At 77.7% G+C, this 15,835-nt stretch carries 3 protein-coding genes; all 3 read right to left on the bottom strand.

Going from position 1 to position 15,835, the window contains the following annotated elements; translation table 11 throughout:
* On the bottom strand, positions 1-413 hold a 413-nt coding region (locus ABEA15_RS23340; RefSeq protein WP_345559070.1), incomplete at its 3' end, for a beta-ketoacyl synthase N-terminal-like domain-containing protein.
* Positions 414-486: 73 nt separating this feature from the next.
* Positions 487-5,538 (bottom strand): type I polyketide synthase, encoded by a 5,052-nt coding sequence (locus ABEA15_RS23335; protein ID WP_425579440.1) that lies wholly within the window; start codon positions 5,536-5,538, stop codon positions 487-489.
* A gap of 33 nt (positions 5,539-5,571) precedes the next feature.
* On the bottom strand, positions 5,572-15,372 hold the full coding sequence (locus ABEA15_RS23330) for a type I polyketide synthase (protein WP_345559068.1): 9,801 nt from the start codon (positions 15,370-15,372) through the stop codon (positions 5,572-5,574).
* Between the last annotated feature and the right edge of the window lie 463 nt (positions 15,373-15,835).

Here is a 15,835-nt window from a genome sequence, read left to right as displayed (position 1 = left end):
GCCTCCCACACCGTCTCCAACAACACCCGCTGCTGCGGATCCATCGCCAACGCCTCACGCGGCGACACCCCGAAGAACCCCGCATCGAACCCCGCCGCATCCCCCAGAAACCCGCCCCGCCGCACATAACTCGTCCCCCCGCGACCCCCCTCCGGGTCAAACAGCGCCTCCACATCCCACCCCCGATCCGCCGGAAACTCCGAGGTCGCATCACCCCCCGCCGCCACCAGATCCCACAACCCCTCCGGCGAACCCACCCCACCCGGCAACCGGCACCCCACCCCCACAACCGCCACCGGCTCACGCGCGGCGGCCTCGGCTTCGTGCAGTCTGCGCCGGGTCTCGCGCAGGTCGGCGGTCACGCGCTTGAGGTAGTCGAAGAGCTTCTGCTGTGTGTGCGTACTCTCGGTCATGTCTGCCCCGGGTCTCGTGTCGGCCTGCGGGTGGGAAGCGGTATCGCCGAGCGGGGAGGCCGGGGGCCGGCGGTCACCGGTCCCCGAGTTCCTCGTCGATCAGCGCGAAGACCTCATCGGGTGTGGCGCCGTCCAGGGAGGCGGCCTCCTCCTGCGGGGCGCGGCCGCCCTTGGCCGCGCGCGCCAGGGCGCGCAGGCGTTCGGCGAGGGCCGACGCGCGCACCTCGGCCGGGTCCAGGGTCGCCAGCAGCCGCTCCAGTTCGGCCACCTGCGCCGCGCCGGGGGCGGAGGTGTCCCCCGGCGCGTCTCCGGCGCCGAGCGCGCCGCGCAGGTGGGCGGCCACCGCCGACACGGTCGGGTGCTCGAAGGCGAGCGCGGCCGGCAGCCGCAGGCCGGTGGCGGCGCTCAGCCGGTTGCGCAGGTCCACCGCCATCACCGAGTCCAGGCCGAGGTCGGTGAAGGGCCGGGCGCCGTCGACGGCCTCCGGCGAGTCGTGGCCGAGGGTCGCCGCGACGTGCTCGCGCACCAGCGCGCGCGCCATGCGGTCGCGTTCGGGCGGGGGCGCCTGGGTGAGGCTCCGCCGCAGCTCTGCCGCGGGGTCGGCGTCGTGGGCGGCGGGCGCGGACGCGCCGCGGTGCGCCTCGGGCAGGTCGTCGAGCAGGGTGCTGGGGCGCGCCGCGGTGAAGGCGAGCGTGAAGCGCCGCCAGTCGATGTCGGCGACGGCGAAGGCGGGGTCCGCGTCGCCGGTGAAGGCGGCCTCCAGCGCCGCGGTGGCGGTCGCCGCGGACATGCCGGGCATGCCGTGCCGCGCCAGCATGTCGGCGACATCGGCGCGCCGGGCCATCCCCTCGCCGCTCCAGTGGCCCCAGGCAAGGGAGGTGGCCGGGAGTCCCGCGGCGCGGCGGTGGCGCGCGAGCGCGTCGAGGTAGGCGTTGGCGGGCGCGTAGTTGCCCTGGCCCCCGACGCCGAGCAGGCCCGCCACCGAGGAGTAGAGCAGGAACGCCGAGAGCCCGGTGCCGGCGGTCAGCTCGTGCAGGTGCCGGGCCGCGCCCGCCTTGACCGCCATGGCGGCCTCCATGCGCGCGGAGTCGAGGTCGGCGATGGGGGCGTCGTCGAGCGCGGCCGCGGCGTGCACGACGGCGGTGAGGGGATGTTCGGCGGGCACGTCCGCGAGCAGGCGCTCCACGGCGGCGCGGTCGGCGACGTCGCAGGCCGCCAGGGTGACCCGGGTGCCGGAGGCGCGCAGCTCCGCGGCGAGCGCGTCGGCGCCCGGAGCCCGGGGCCCGCGCCGCCCGGCCAGCAGCAGGTGGAGGCGGTCGCCTCCGCGGCCGGCCAGGTAGCGGGCGGTGTGCGCGCCGAGGGCGCCGGTTCCGCCGGTGATCAGCACGGTGCCGGCGGGCCGCCACGGCCGGGCGGCGGCGCGGGCGGGCTCCGGAGCGGGGGCGCGGACCAGGCGGCGGGCGCGGAGGCCGAAGGGCCGCACGGCGAGCTGGTCCTCGCCGCCGGAGGCGCAGAGTGCGGTGTGCAGCAGGGCGGCGGTGCGCCGGTCGGGGCTGTCGGGCAGGTCGACCAGGCCGCCCCAGCGCTCGGGGTGCTCCTGGGCCGCGACCCGCCCGAGCCCCCACACCGGGGCCTGTTCGGGGCTGCGCAGCGGGTCGTTCTCCCCGGTCGAGACCGCGCCGCCGGTGGCGCACCACAGCGGGGCATCGACTCCGGCGTCCGGCATCGCCCGCAGGAGGTCGGCGACGAGCGCGGGGCCCGCGGCGGTCGCGGCCGCCGGGTCGGCGGGCCCGTCCAGGGTGAGCAGGCACAGCACGCCGTCGACGGGTTCGGCGGCGCCGCGGGGGGTGCGCAGCAGGGCGCCCAGGCGGGAGCGGTCGGCGGAGCGGTCGACCTCGACCGGCTCGGCGCGCAGGCCGCGTTCCCGCAACGCGTCGTACCAGGCCCGCGCCGCGCCACCGGAGCCGGTGCCGGGCTCCAGCAGCACCAGCCACCGGCCGGCGGGCGGGGCGGCCGCCTCGGGTACGGCCACCCACCGGTCGGAGTAGCACAGCGCTTCGAGGGCGGTGCGCTCGTCGCGGCGCCGGCGCCAGCCCTCCAGCGCGGGCAGCAGCGCGCGCACGGGCCCGGGGTCGGTGCCCAGGGCGGCGGCGAGGGACTCGGCGTCGCCGCCGGCGACCGCCGACCAGAACGGCCGGTCGGCGTGCCCGGCGCGGGACGCGCTGTCCGCGGCGGCGGCGCGCTCGGCGGGCGGCGGCTGGGGCGCCAGCCAGTGGCGACGGCGCTGGAAGGCGTAGGTGGGCAGGTCGACGACGCTGCCCTCGACGCCAGCGTAGACGGCGGACCAGTCGACGGACGCGCCGTGGGCGTAGGCCTCGGCCAGCGCCGCGGCGAAGCGCGGCCACCCGCCCTCGTCGCGGCGCAGGGAGCCGAGGGCGGCGGCGGGCGTCGCCTCCGGCATCACCCCGGCCGCGCGCTCGGCGGCGTCCTCGGCGGTCTGCTCGACCGCCATGGTCAGCACCGGGTGCGGGCTCATCTCCACGAACAGGCCGTGGTCGCTCTCGGCGAGGGCGCGTACGGCGGCGGAGAACTCGACGGGGCGGCGGATGTTGGCGTACCAGTACTCGGCGCCGAGGTCACCCTCGGCGACGGGGCGCCCGGTCACGGTGGAGGGGAAGGCCACGCGCGGCCGCCGGGAGGCGAGGTCGGCGAGGTCGGCCAGGACGGCGGGGCGCAGCGGCTCCATGGCCGCCGAGTGCGAGGCGTAGTCCACGTCGACCATCCGCGCCCGCACACCGGTGTCGGCGGCGCGCTCGACCGTGCGCCGCACGGCCTCCCGTTCGCCGCTGACCACCGTGGAGGCGGGACCGTTGACCGCGGCGACGCCGATTTGGTCGGGCCGGCCGGCGATGAGCTCGCGCACGCGGTCGGCGGGCAGCGCGATCTGGGCCATCGCGCCGTCGCCGTCCAGGGCGCGCACGGCCCGGCTGCGCGCCGCGGCGACGCGGGCGCCGTCCTCCAGCGAGAGCGCGCCGCAGACGCAGGCGGCCGCGATCTCGCCCTGCGAGTGGCCCACCACGGCGTCGGGCCGCACCCCGCAGGCCGACCACAGCTCGGCCAGGGCCACCATCACCGCCCACAGCACAGGCTGGAGCACATCCACCCGCTCCAGCCCCGGTGCACCGGGTTCGCCGCGCAGCACCGCACCCAGCGACCAGTCGACGTGCGGGCCCAGCGCCGCCTCGCACTCGGCGATCCGCCCCGCGAAGACCTCGGAGGCCTCCAGCAGCCCGGCCGCCATCCCCGGCCACTGCCCGCCCTGCCCGGGAAACACGAACACCGTTCTGCCCGGCGGGCCGCCGCGCCCGCGGACCGTGCCGGGCGGGGCCTCGCCGCGCGCCAGCGCCGCCAGCCCGGCGAGGTGGTCGTCGCGGTCGGCGCCGAGGACCGCGGCGCGGTGCTCCAGGTGCGTGCGGGTGGTGGCCAGGGAGTAGGCGACGTCGGCCGCGTCGGCTTCGGGGTGCTCCGCGAGACGGGTGTACAGCCGCTCGGCCTGGGCGCGCAGCGCCTGCGGAGTGTGGCCGGACACCGGCCAGGGCGTGTCCCGGCTCCCGGCGCCGGCGGCGCCGGTTGCGGACACGGACGCTTCGCGGGTTCCGGTCGCGCGAGCGGTGGTCGCGCGGCGGCCGAACGCGTGCGGGAGCGGGACGTCCTCAGGCGGTTCCTCGACGAGGACGTGGGCGTTGGTGCCGCTTATCCCGAACGACGACACCCCGCCGATCCGCCGGCCCTCCACGCCCTCCCACACCCGCGGCCCGCCCGAGACCGCACCCAGACCCAGCTCCACCCAGTCGACCAGCTCCGACACGCCCCCGGACACCCCCGCCAGCGGCGGAACCACACCCCGCCCGAGCACACCCAGCAGCGACACCAACCCCGCCACACCCGCGGCCGCCTGCACATGGGCGATGTTGGCCTTGACCGACCCCACCACCACACCGCCGCAGCGGCCGTAGACCGCACCCAGCGCCCCCAGCTCGATCGGATCGCCCAGCACCGTGCCCGTACCGTGCCCCTCCACCACACCCACGTGCGAGGCCTCCACACCCGCATCCGCCAGCGCCGCGCGCATCACCGCCTCCTGCGCAACGCCGTTGGGCGCCGACAACCCGTTGCTCGCCCCGTCCGAGTTCACCGCCGAACCCCGCACCACCCCCCACACACGCCGACCACCCGCCACCGCATCCGACAACCGCTCCAACACCACAACACCCGCACCCTCACCGAACCCCGTGCCGTCGGCCTTGGCGCCGAACGACCGGCACCGCCCGTCCCGCGACAACCCGCCCTGCCGGGAGTACTCGACGAAGACGCTCGGCGAGGAGGCCACGGAGACGCCGCCGGCCAGGGCGAGGTCGCACTCGCCCCGGCGCAGCGCCTGCACCGCCTGGTGCAGCGCCACCAGCGACGACGAGCACGCCGTGTCCACCGTGACCGCCGGCCCGCGCAGACCCAGCGTGTAGGCCACACGGCCGGAGACCACACTGGGCATGGAGCCGGTCAGGGCGTAGCCGGCCGTCTCCTCGGCCGCCTGGTACATCCGCGGTCCGTACTCCTGGGCGATGGCGCCCATGAAGGTGCCGGTCGCGCTGTCCCGCAGCACCGTCGGATCGATACCCGCCCGCTCCAGCGCCTCCCACACCGTCTCCAACAACACCCGCTGCTGCGGATCCATCGCCAACGCCTCACGCGGCGACACCCCGAAGAACCCCGCATCAAACCCCGCCGCATCCCCCAGAAACCCGCCCCGCCGCACATAACACGTCCCCCCGCGACCCCCCTCCGGGTCATACAGCGCCTCCACATCCCACCCCCGGTCCTCAGGAAAATCGCACGTCGCATCACCCCCCGACGCCACCAGATCCCACAACCCCTCCGGCGAACCCACCCCGCCCGGCAACCGGCACCCCACCCCCACAACCGCCACCGGCTCACGGGCCGCTGCACTCAGCCGGCGGTTGTGCCGCTTGAGGCGGTCGTTCTCCTTGAGGGCCGCGCGCAGGGCGGTGGCGACGCGGTCGCCTTCCGGCGCCTGCCGGTTCGGGCCGGTGCTGTGCTGGGTCACGGCGACCTCCGGGGCAGCGGTGGCTTCACGGGCTCAACGGGATTCGGGCCGCTCGTCGGTCAGCGCCAGATCGACCAGGTCGTCGAGGGCCATGGTGTCGATGGCGGTACCGCCGTGCGGCTGCGCGCCGCCGTCCGGCGCATCCGCACCGGTCGGCGGCGCGGCACCGCCCTCGGGCGCGAGCCGGTCGGCCAGCACCGCCGCCAGCGCGTCGGGGGTGGGGTGGTCGAACAGGATCGTGGCGGGCAGCCGCAGCCCGGTGGCGGTGTTGAGGCGGTTGCGCAGTTCCACGGCCGTCAGGGAGTCGATGCCCGCGTCGGTAAGCTGGCGGCCCGGCCGCAGCGCGCTGGGCGAGGCGATCCCGAGCACGGCCGCGGCGTGCTCGCGGACGAGGTCCAGCAGAGCGGTGTGCCGGTCCTGCGGGTCGGCCGGCGGCGCACCCCGCCCCCGGGGTGTGGAGCGCTGCGGTCCGGCGGCGCGGGCGGCCTGCGGCAGCTCCGCGGCGGGGCGGCCGCCCCGGGGGCGCAGCCGTGCGGGGAGGAGGTGGGGGCGGTCGAGGGCGAGGGAGGTGTCGAACAGGGCGAGGCTCTGCCGGGTGCCCATCGGCTCCAGGCCGCGCCGGCGCATGCGGGCGAGCGCGGTTTCGGCCATGTGCCCGGTCATGCCGCTGCGCTGCGCCCACAGTCCCCACGACAGCGAGGTGGCGGGCAGGCCGCGGGCGCTGCGGTGGTGGGCCAGGCCGTCCAGGAAGGCGTTGGCGGCGGCGTAGTTGGCCTGGCCGGCGCCGCCGAGCACGCCCACCGCCGAGGAGAACAGCACGAACGCCGCCAGGTCGCTGTCGGCGGTCAGCTCGTGCAGATGCCAGGCGCCGTCGACCTTGGCCGCCAGCACCCGGTCGAGCCGGTCCGGGGTCAGGCCGGTCAGGGCGGCGTCCTCCAGCACGCCCGCCGCGTGCACGACGGCGGTCAGCGGGCGGTCCGGCGGGACCGACGCGAGCAGGCGGGCCACCGCGGCGCGGTCGGCGGCGTCGCAGGCGCGCACCTCGACCTCGGCGCCGAGTGCGGTCAGCTCGGCCATCGACTCGGCCGTGCCGGGCGCCATGGGCCCGCTGCGCCCGCTCAGCAGTAGCCGTCGCACGCCGTGCTCGGCGACCAGGTGCCGGGCGACGGCCGCGCCCAGGGTTCCGGTGCCGCCGGTGATCAGCACGGTGCCGTCCGGGTCGAGCGGGCGCCGCGGAACGAGGACGGTCTTGCCGACGGTGGCGCCCTGCCGGAGGTCGCGCAGCGCCGCCGGCGCGTCGTGCAGGGGGCGGCGCCGCAGGGGAGGCGGTGCGCCCAGGTCGCCCGTCTCCAGCAGGGCCAGGATCTCGGCGAGCATCCGCCCGATGCGTTCCGGCGGCACGTCGGGCAGGTTGAACGGGAGGTAGGAGACGCCGGGGTGGTCGGCGGCCACTTGCCGGGGGTCGCGGAGGTCGGTCTTGCCCATCTCCAGGAAGCGGCCGCCCGGGCCGAGCAGGTTCAGCGAGGCGTCGACGTACTCGCCGGCCAGCGCGTTGAGCACGACGTCGACCTTTCCGCCGCTTGCGCCGAAGGCGCCGGCGACCTCGGCGGCGAACCCGGTGCTGCGCGAGGACGCGAGTCGGGAGTCGCCGATCCCCATGGCGCGCAGCAGCGGCCACTTGCCGGGCGAGGCCGTGGCGAAGACCTCCGCCCCCAGGTGGCGGGCGAGTGCGACGGCGGCCGTGCCGACCCCGCCGGCGGCGGCGTGCACCAGCACCGACTCGCCGGGGCGCACGCGGGCGAGGTCGACGAGGCCGTAGTAGGCGCTCAGATGGGCCACGGGCACGGCGGCGGCGCGCTCGAACGTCCAGCCGCGGGGGATCCGGGCGATGCACCGGTGGTCGGCGACGGCGGCCGGTCCGAACGCGGCGCCGAACAGGCCCGCCACCCGGTCGCCCACCGCGACGCCGCTGACCCCCGGGCCGACCTCGGTGACCACGCCGGCGCCCTCGATGCCCATGCCGTGCTCGCCGTCGAGCAGCCCCAGCGCCACGACCACGTCGCGGAAGTTCACTCCGGCGGCGCGCACCGCGATGCGCACCCGCCCGGCCTCCAGCGGCTCCGACGCCCACGGCGCGGGGCGCGGCGCGGCGTTGTCGAGCGACCCGGGCTCGGCGACGTCGATGTGCCAGGCCGCGCCCGTGCCCGCGGGTGCGGGGGTGAGCGGCGGCGGGGCCTGCACGACGCGCGCCGCGTGGATGCGCCCGCCGCGCAGGGCGGCCTGCGCTTCGCCGGAGGCCGCGACGCGGCGCAGCAGGGGTTCGGCCGGAGCGGCGCCGTCGTCGTCGACGAGAACGAACCTGCCGGGATGCTCGGCCTGGGCGGAGCGCAGCAGCCCCCACGCGGTGGTCTGCGCGAGCCCGTCGAGCCGGTCCCGCGCCGTCACGGCGACGGCGTCGCGGGTCACCACAACCAGCCGGCTCGCGGCGAACCGCTCGTCCTCGGCCCACCACCGGGCGGTCTCCAGGACGCGGCGGGCGACGTCGCGCGCCCCCGGCGGCGGGTGGTGTGCCTCCGGCTCCGGGCACCGAAGGGCGACCACGTCCGGGACGGGGCCCGCGGTACCGGTGTCGCGGCGCAGGGCCTCGACGCCGGGGTAGTGCAGGTCCGCGGCGGAGCCGGGCTCCCCGCCCTGGTCGGACCGGTCGCCGCCGACGCCGATGAACGCCCATCGCCCGCGCTCGGGGTCCGGGGGGTCGGTCAGTTCCGGCCAGTCGAGGGTGTGCAGGTCGGAGCTGGTGGAGGCGGGCCCGTCGGGGAGGGGCCGCAGCTCCAGGCGCTCAACGGAGGCGACCGGCGCGCCCGTCGGGTCGTCGAGGTCGAGCGACACTCCGCCCGCGCCGGCGGGGCTCAGCCGCACCCGCAGGTCGGCGGCGCCCGCGGCGTGCAGGCGCAGGCCGCTGAAGGTGTGCGGCAGGCGCGGAGCGCCCGCGCCCGCCTCGGCGGTGAGCCAGGCGTGCACGGCGGCGTCCAGCAGCGCCGGGTGCAGTGCGAAGGAGCCGGCGGCGGCCCGCAGCGGTTCCGGCAGCGACACCTCGGCGAAGACGTCGAGGCCCCGCCGCCACAGCGCGCTGAGGCCGCGGAAGGCGGGACCGTAGGCGTAGCCGCCTTCGGCCAGGCGGGTGTAGGCGCCGGAGGCGTCGATCGGCGAGGCGCCGGGCGGCGGCCAGGCGGCGTCCGCCCCCGCCCCGTCCGGGCTGTCCGGGCCGCGCGGGTCCGGGGCGGTGTCGGCGGCGCCGAGGGTGCCGCTCGCGTGCCGCTGCCAGGGCTGCCCGCCGCCGGACAGGCGGGAGTGCACGGTGCAGGCGCGCCGGCCCTCCTCGTCGGGAGCCGCGAGCGCGACCTGGAGGTCGACCGCGTCGCCGCCGTCGACGTCCGGCAGCACGAGCGGCTCGGTCAGAACCAGCTCCTCGATCCGGCCGCATCCGGCTCGGCCGCCCGCGGCGAGCACGAGTTCGGCCAGAGCCGCCCCGGCGAGCAGGGTGCGCCCGCCGACGGCGTGGTCGGCCAGCCACGGCAGGTCCCGCACGGAGATGCGGCCGGTGCACACCACCTGTCCGTCGGCGAGGTCCACCGCCGCGCCCAGCAGCGGGTGGCCGGCCTCGGCCTGGCCCAGCCGGGCGGGTCCGGCGCCGGTGCGCGGTGCCGCCAGCCAGTACCGGCGCCGCTGGAAGGGGTAGGTCGGCAGGGCCGTCGGCCGGGCGCGGTCCCGCGGCAGCAGCGCGGTCCAGTCGACCGGAGCGCCGCGCACGTAGGCCTCGGCGAGCGACGTCAGCAGCCGCTCGGCGCCCCCGTCGTCGCGGCGCAGCGTGCCCAGCGCGGCGCCGTCGGCGCGCGCCTGGGCCAGCGTGTCCTCGATCGCGGCGGTGAGCACGGGGTGCGGCCCGCTCTCGATGAACAGCCCGTGGCCGCAGGCGGCGAGGGAGCCGACGGCGGGGCCGAACCGGACCGGTTCGCGCAGGTTGCCGTACCAGTAGGCGGCGTCGAGCCGGGCGCCGTCGAGCTCGGCTCCGGTCACCGTGGAGAAGAAGGGGACCTCGCCGGTCCGGGGCGCGATCCCGCCGAGCTCCGCGGTGATGCGGGCGCGCGCGGCCTCGACGTGCGGGGTGTGCGATGCGTAGTCCACGTCGATCGTGCGCGCGCGCACGCCCTCGGCGTCGGCTGCGCGGACGATCTCGGCCACGGCGTCGGCGTCGCCGGCGACCACCGTCGCGGCGGGGCCGTTGACCGCGGCGACGTGGGCCCGGCCCTCGCGCACCGCCGCGCGCCGCCGGGCGCGCTCGGCGGACTCGCCCAGCGAGGCCATCGCGCCGCCCCCGACCAGCTCGGCCACGGTTCGGCTGCGCAGGGCGACCACGGCGGCCGCGTCCTCCACGCTGAGCGCGCCGGCGACGCAGGCGGCGGCGGCCTCGCCCTGGGAGTGGCCCACCACCGCGGCCGGTACCACGCCCACCGAGCGCCAGACCTCCGCCAGCGACACCATGACCGCCCACAGCACCGGCTGCACGACGTCGACCCGCCCCAGGCCCGGCGCGCCTTCGACGCCGCGCAGCACGTCGGCGGGCGACCAGTCGACATGCGCCGCCAGCGCCCGCTCGCACTCGGCGAAGCGGTCGCGGAAGACGGGCGAGGACTCCAGCAGGTCGGCGCCCATGCCCGGCCATTGCGAGCCCTGGCCGCCGAAGACCAGCACCGGTCCGCCGGGCAGGTCCGCGGCGCCCTGCACCAGGTGCGCGCCGGGAGCCTGCGCCCGTCCGCGGGCGACCGCGGCGAGCCCGCCGAGGAACCCCTCGCGTCCGCGCGCGAGCACGACCGAGCGGTGCTCGAAGTGGGTGCGCTCGGCCGCCAGGGAGTAGGCGGCGTCGAGGGTGCTCTTCGCGGGGTCCGCCCACAGCGCCGAGCGCAGCCGGGCGGCCTGGTCCCGCACGCCCTCGGCCACCGCGCCGGAGACGACCCAGGGCACGAGGTCCGTCCGCAGCGGCGGCCGCAGCGGGGCGGCGGAACCGCTCGGACGGCCGCGTCCGCGCCCGGCGGGCGGCCGCCGCGTCCGGGGGGCCGCGGAGGGCGGGACGAAGCCCAGGCGCGCGGCCGGCACCCGCGCCCGCGCGGCGGGCGCGGAGTCCGCGTACGGTTCGGCGGGATCCGCGCCGCCGGCGGACGCCGCGTGCGCTTCGGCCGCGGCGCTTGCCGCCGCGCGTCCGGCAGGCGTCTGCGCCGGAGGGCGTGTCGCGGCCGGCGGTTCGGCGAGTCCGCCGACGATGCGTCCCCGCGGAGCGCCGGCGGGCTCACCGGAGGGCGCGGAAAAGTCGTAGGCGTGATCGTGCGGCGGTTCCTCGACGAGGACGTGGGCGTTGGTGCCGCTGATCCCGAACGACGACACCCCGCCGATCCGCCGGCCCTCCACGCCCTCCCACACCCGCGGCCCGCCCGAGACCGCACCCAGACCCAGCTCCACCCAGTCGACCAGCTCCGACACGCCCCCGGACACCCCCGCCAGCGGCGGAACCACACCCCGCCCGAGCACACCCAGCAGCGACACCAACCCCGCCACACCCGCGGCCGCCTGCACATGGGCGATGTTGGCCTTGACCGACCCCACCACCACACCGCCGCAGCGGCCATAGACCGCACCCAGCGCCCCCAGCTCGATCGGATCCCCCAGCACCGTCCCCGTACCGTGCCCCTCCACCACACCCACCCGCTCGGCGCGAACGTCCCCGTCCGCCAGCGCCGCACGCATCACCGCCTCCTGCGCCGCACCGTTGGGCGCCGACAACCCGTTGCTCGCCCCGTCCGAGTTCACCGCCGAACCCCGCACCACCCCCCACACACGACGACCACCCGCCACCGCATCCGACAACCGCTCCAACACCACAACACCCGCACCCTCGCCCCATGCAGTGCCGTCGGCCGCGGCCGCGTAGGGCTTGCAACGGCCGTCGCGGGAGAGCCCCTGCTGCGCGCTGAACTCGGCGAACATCCCGGGTGTCGCCATCACCGCGACGCCGCCGGCCAGCGCGAGGTCGCACTCGCCCCGGCGCAGCGCCTGCACCGCCTGGTGCAGCGCCACCAGCGACGACGAGCACGCCGTGTCCACGGTCACGGTCGGGCCGGCGAAGCCGAAGACGTAGGAGACGCGGCCCGAGACCACCGCCGCCGCCTGGCCCGTCAGCAGGTGTCCCCCGGTGCCCTCCGCGGGCTCGTGCAGCCGCGGGCCGTAGTCCTGAGCGGTGGCGCCCACGAACACGCCGACCTGGCTGCCGCGCAGGTCACCCGGGCGCAGGCCGGCGCGCTCCAGGGCCTCCCACACCGTCTCCAACAACACCCGCTGCTGCGGATCCATCGCCAACGCCTCACGCGGCGACACCCCGAAGAACCCCGCATCAAACCCCGCCGCATCCCCCAGAAACCCGCCCCGCCGCACATAACTCGTCCCCCCGCGACCCCCCTCCGGGTCAAACAGCGCCTCCACATCCCACCCCCGATCCGCCGGAAACTCCGAGGTCGCATCACCCCCCGCCGCCACCAGATCCCACAACCCCTCCGGCGAACCCACCCCACCCGGCAACCGGCACCCCACCCCCACAACCGCCACCGGAGCGCCGGCACCGGGTTCCGGACGCGGTCGGGCGCCGGCGGCCGGCGCCGGTTCGGGCTCCGCGGTGCCGCCGCCCTGTTCGGCGTGCAGCCGATCCGCCAGCAGGTCGGGGGTGGGGGCGTCGAAGAGCAAGGTGGCGGGGAGCGCGAGCCCGGTGGCGGCGCCGATCCGGTCGCGCAGCTCGACCGACAGGATCGAGTCGAGGCCTAGGTCGCCGAAGGCGGTGCCGGCGTCGACGGTCTCGGGCGAGGCGTGCCCGAGCACCGCGGCCGTGTGCGTCAGCACGAGGTCGCGCAACCGGCGCAGCTCGGCGGCGCCCTTGCGCGGTCCGCGCCGCTCCGCTGCCGGGTCGCGCCCACCGGGGCGCCCGGCCCCGTCGGCCGCCTCGACTCCGGGTGCGGCCGCCCCGGCCGTCCGCTCGGCGCCCGCCCCCTCGCGGCCGCCGGCCGGGCCCGCGGGGCCGGGGCCGAAGGGGCGGCGCTGGAAGGCGTAGGTGGGCAGGTCCACCGGCCGGGTGCCCGGCCCGAAGACCGCGTCCCAGTCGAGGTGCACTCCGTTGACGTGCAGGGCCGCCGCGTACTCGGCCGCCGCGCGCTCCTCGTCGCCGCGGCGCGGGCCGGCGATGCAGGACGCCGGGGCCGTGCCGCCGCCGCGCGCCTCGGCGGCCTCGCGCGCCAGCGTCGTCAGCATCCCGCCCGGCCCCAGCTCGCAGTAGACGCCCGTCCCGCGCTCGTGCAGCACGGCCAGGCAGTCGGCGAAGCGGACCGGCTGCCGCGCCTGGCGCACCCAGTACTCCGCGTCGGCCAGATCATCGGGACCGGCCACGTCCCCGGTCACGCCGGAGACCAGGGCGGGCCCCTCCCCCGGGCGCACCCGCAGGCCGCGCGCCGCCTCCCGCAGCGCCGGCAGCGCCGGATCGACCTGCGGCGCGTGGAACGCGTGGCTGACCTGCAGCCGCCGTGTGCTGCGGCCGCGCTCGCCCAGAAGTTCGGCGATCCGCGAGACGGCGGCCCGCTCACCCGAGATCACCGCCGACTCCGCGCCGTTGTCCGCCGCGACCGCCACCGCGCCCTCGGCGCCCTGCTCGGCGATCAGCTCGGCGGCTTCGGCGGCACCGGCGCGGACGGCGAACATCGCCCCGCCCTCGGGCAGCGCGTCCAGCCCCCGCGCGCGTGCGGCCACCAGCGCGCATGCGTCGGCCAGGGGGAGCATGCCGCTGACGTGGGCCGCGGCCAGCTCGCCGATCGAGTGCCCGGCGACCAGCGCCGGCCGCACGCCCCACGACTCCAGCAGCCGGTACAGCGCGACGCCCACGGCGAACAGCGCGGGCTGGGTCCAGCCGGTGCGGTCCAGCAGCGCGGCGCGCTCGGTTCCCTGCTCGGCCCACATGACGCCGCACAGCGGGCCGGGCAGCAGCGGGTCCAACTCCGCGCACACCTCGTCCAGGGCCGCCGCGAACACCGGCGCCCGCGCGTACAGCCGGCCCCCCATGCCCGGGTACTGGGTGCCCTGGCCCGGGAACAGCACCGCCGTCGCGCCGGCGCGCGGGTGGCCGCGCAGCACTCCGGTGCCGCCCGTGCCCGCCCGGAGGGCGTCCAGCCCGGCGAGCAGCTCCGCGCGGTCGGCGGCGACCACCGCCGCGCGCCGGCCCAGCGCCGTGCGGGTGGTCGCCAGCGACGCGCCGAGGTCGCGCAGCGGCGGCGGATCGGCCACCAGGTGCTCGCGCAGCCGGCCGGCCTGGGCGCGCAGCGCAGCCGCGCCGGCGCCCGAGAGCACGAACGGCAGGTGCGCCGCGTCTGCGCTCCCGGCGGCGTCCGGCAGCCCGCACCGCCCACGCCGCGGACCGGCCCCCCGCTCTTCGCCCGGCGGTACCGCGGGCGCCTCGGCGACGAGCACGTGGCAGTCGGTTCCGCCCATGCCGAAGGACGACACCCCCGCCACGCGCCGCGGGCCGTCCCCGGGCCAACGTGTGGTCTCGCGCTGTACGCGCAGGCCCAGCCGGGCCAGCGGTATCCGGGGGTGCGCGCTCTCGAAGCCGAGGCTGGGCACCAGCTCGCCGGCGGCCACCCCCAGTACGGCCTTGATCAGCCCGGCGACACCCGCGGCCGCGCCGAGGTGGCCGATGTTGGTCTTGGCCGAGCCGACCGGGAGCGGCTCGGAGGAGGGGCGCCGCGCACCCAGTGCCTCGCCCAGGGCGGCGGCCTCGACGGGGTCGCCGGCGGGGGTACCGGTGCCGTGCAGCTCCACGTACCCGACCTCGGCGGGGTCGATCCCGGCGTCGCGGCAGGCCAGGCGGATCACGTCGGCCTGCCCGCGGGCGGCCGGCACGGTCAGGCCCGCGCCGTCGCCGTCGTTGCCGACCGCCGCGCCCAGCAGCACCGCGTGCACGCGGTCGCCGTCGGCCAGCGCGTCGGCCAGCCGCTTGAGCAGGACGATCCCGCCGCCCTCGCCGCACACGTAGCCGTCGGCGCGGGCGTCGAACGTGCGGCAGCGGCCGCTCCGCGAGAGCGCACCGAAGGCCTGCTCGCCGGCGGCGCCCTCGGCGGAGAGGTTCAGGTGCACTCCCCCGGCCGCGGCGATGTCGGACTCGCGGCGCCGCAGGCTCTCCACAGCCAGCTGCACGCCCACGAGCGAGGACGACTGGCCGGTGTCGACCGCCAGGCTGGGACCGCGCAGGCCCAGCGTGTAGGAGACCCGGTTGGCGATGACGGCGCGGCTGGCGGCGGTGAGCGTGTGGTGGGTGGCCGGGGTGCCGACGGCGCGGGCGCGGGCGGCGTGGTCGTCGCCCATGGCGCCGACGAACACGCCGGTGCGGGTGCCGCGCAGCCGCTCGGCGGAAAGGCGGGCGTCCTCGGCGGCCTCCCACACCAGCTCCAGGGCGATCCGCTGGCGCGGGTCCATGGCGGCGGCCTCGCGCGGGGAGACGCCGAACGGCTCGGGGTCGAAGGCGTCGGCGTCGACGAACCCGCCGGGCAGCACGTCGCCGTCGAGGCGGGGCGCCGCGGCCGCACGGTCGGGCGGGGGCGCGGTGACGGCGCTGCGGCCCTCACGGAGCAGGCGCCGGTAAGCACCGGGACTGTCGGCTCCGGGGAAGCGGCAGGCCATCCCGATCACGGCGATGCGGCGGTGCGCTTCCTCGTCCGGCCGACGGCCGGCCGAGCTGTCCCGCTGTGTCACGTCGGCTCACCCCTGCTCGATCGCCGGTTTAAGGTTCCGGGCCGCTGCGTGACTCGGCGGGCGGCCGGTACGCAGCGCCCCGATGGGAGTCCGGCACCGCCGGGACACGGAAGGAACGGCGGTGCGCCGGGAATTTCGATGATCGGCTACCAGGAAACGATCATCGGTTTCCCGGAACGGGCGGCGGCTCCGCCGGCGGCCGGTCGATCATCGCCGGTACCGCGGTTCATCGCCCCCGTGTTCGGAAGAACACCGCGAATACCGCCTGGAACAGGCGGAATTTCCCCGGATCGGGATGCGCGAGCGGGGCGGCGATCGTCGGCGAATGGCGCGTCCTGTGCCATGTCGGACCCCGGAGTTCGGCGAGGAGGAACATCAATCTGCGAATCGCCCATTGGAGACATGCGACCCAGAAAGCATCAGACTCCACTTGAACGACAACACAGAGAGATCGTAACGCCAA

It is taken from the genome of Streptomonospora halophila, assembly GCF_039542725.1.
Lineage (GTDB): Bacteria > Actinomycetota > Actinomycetes > Streptosporangiales > Streptosporangiaceae > Streptomonospora > Streptomonospora halophila.
This window is presented reverse-complemented; position numbering and strand designations above follow the sequence as displayed.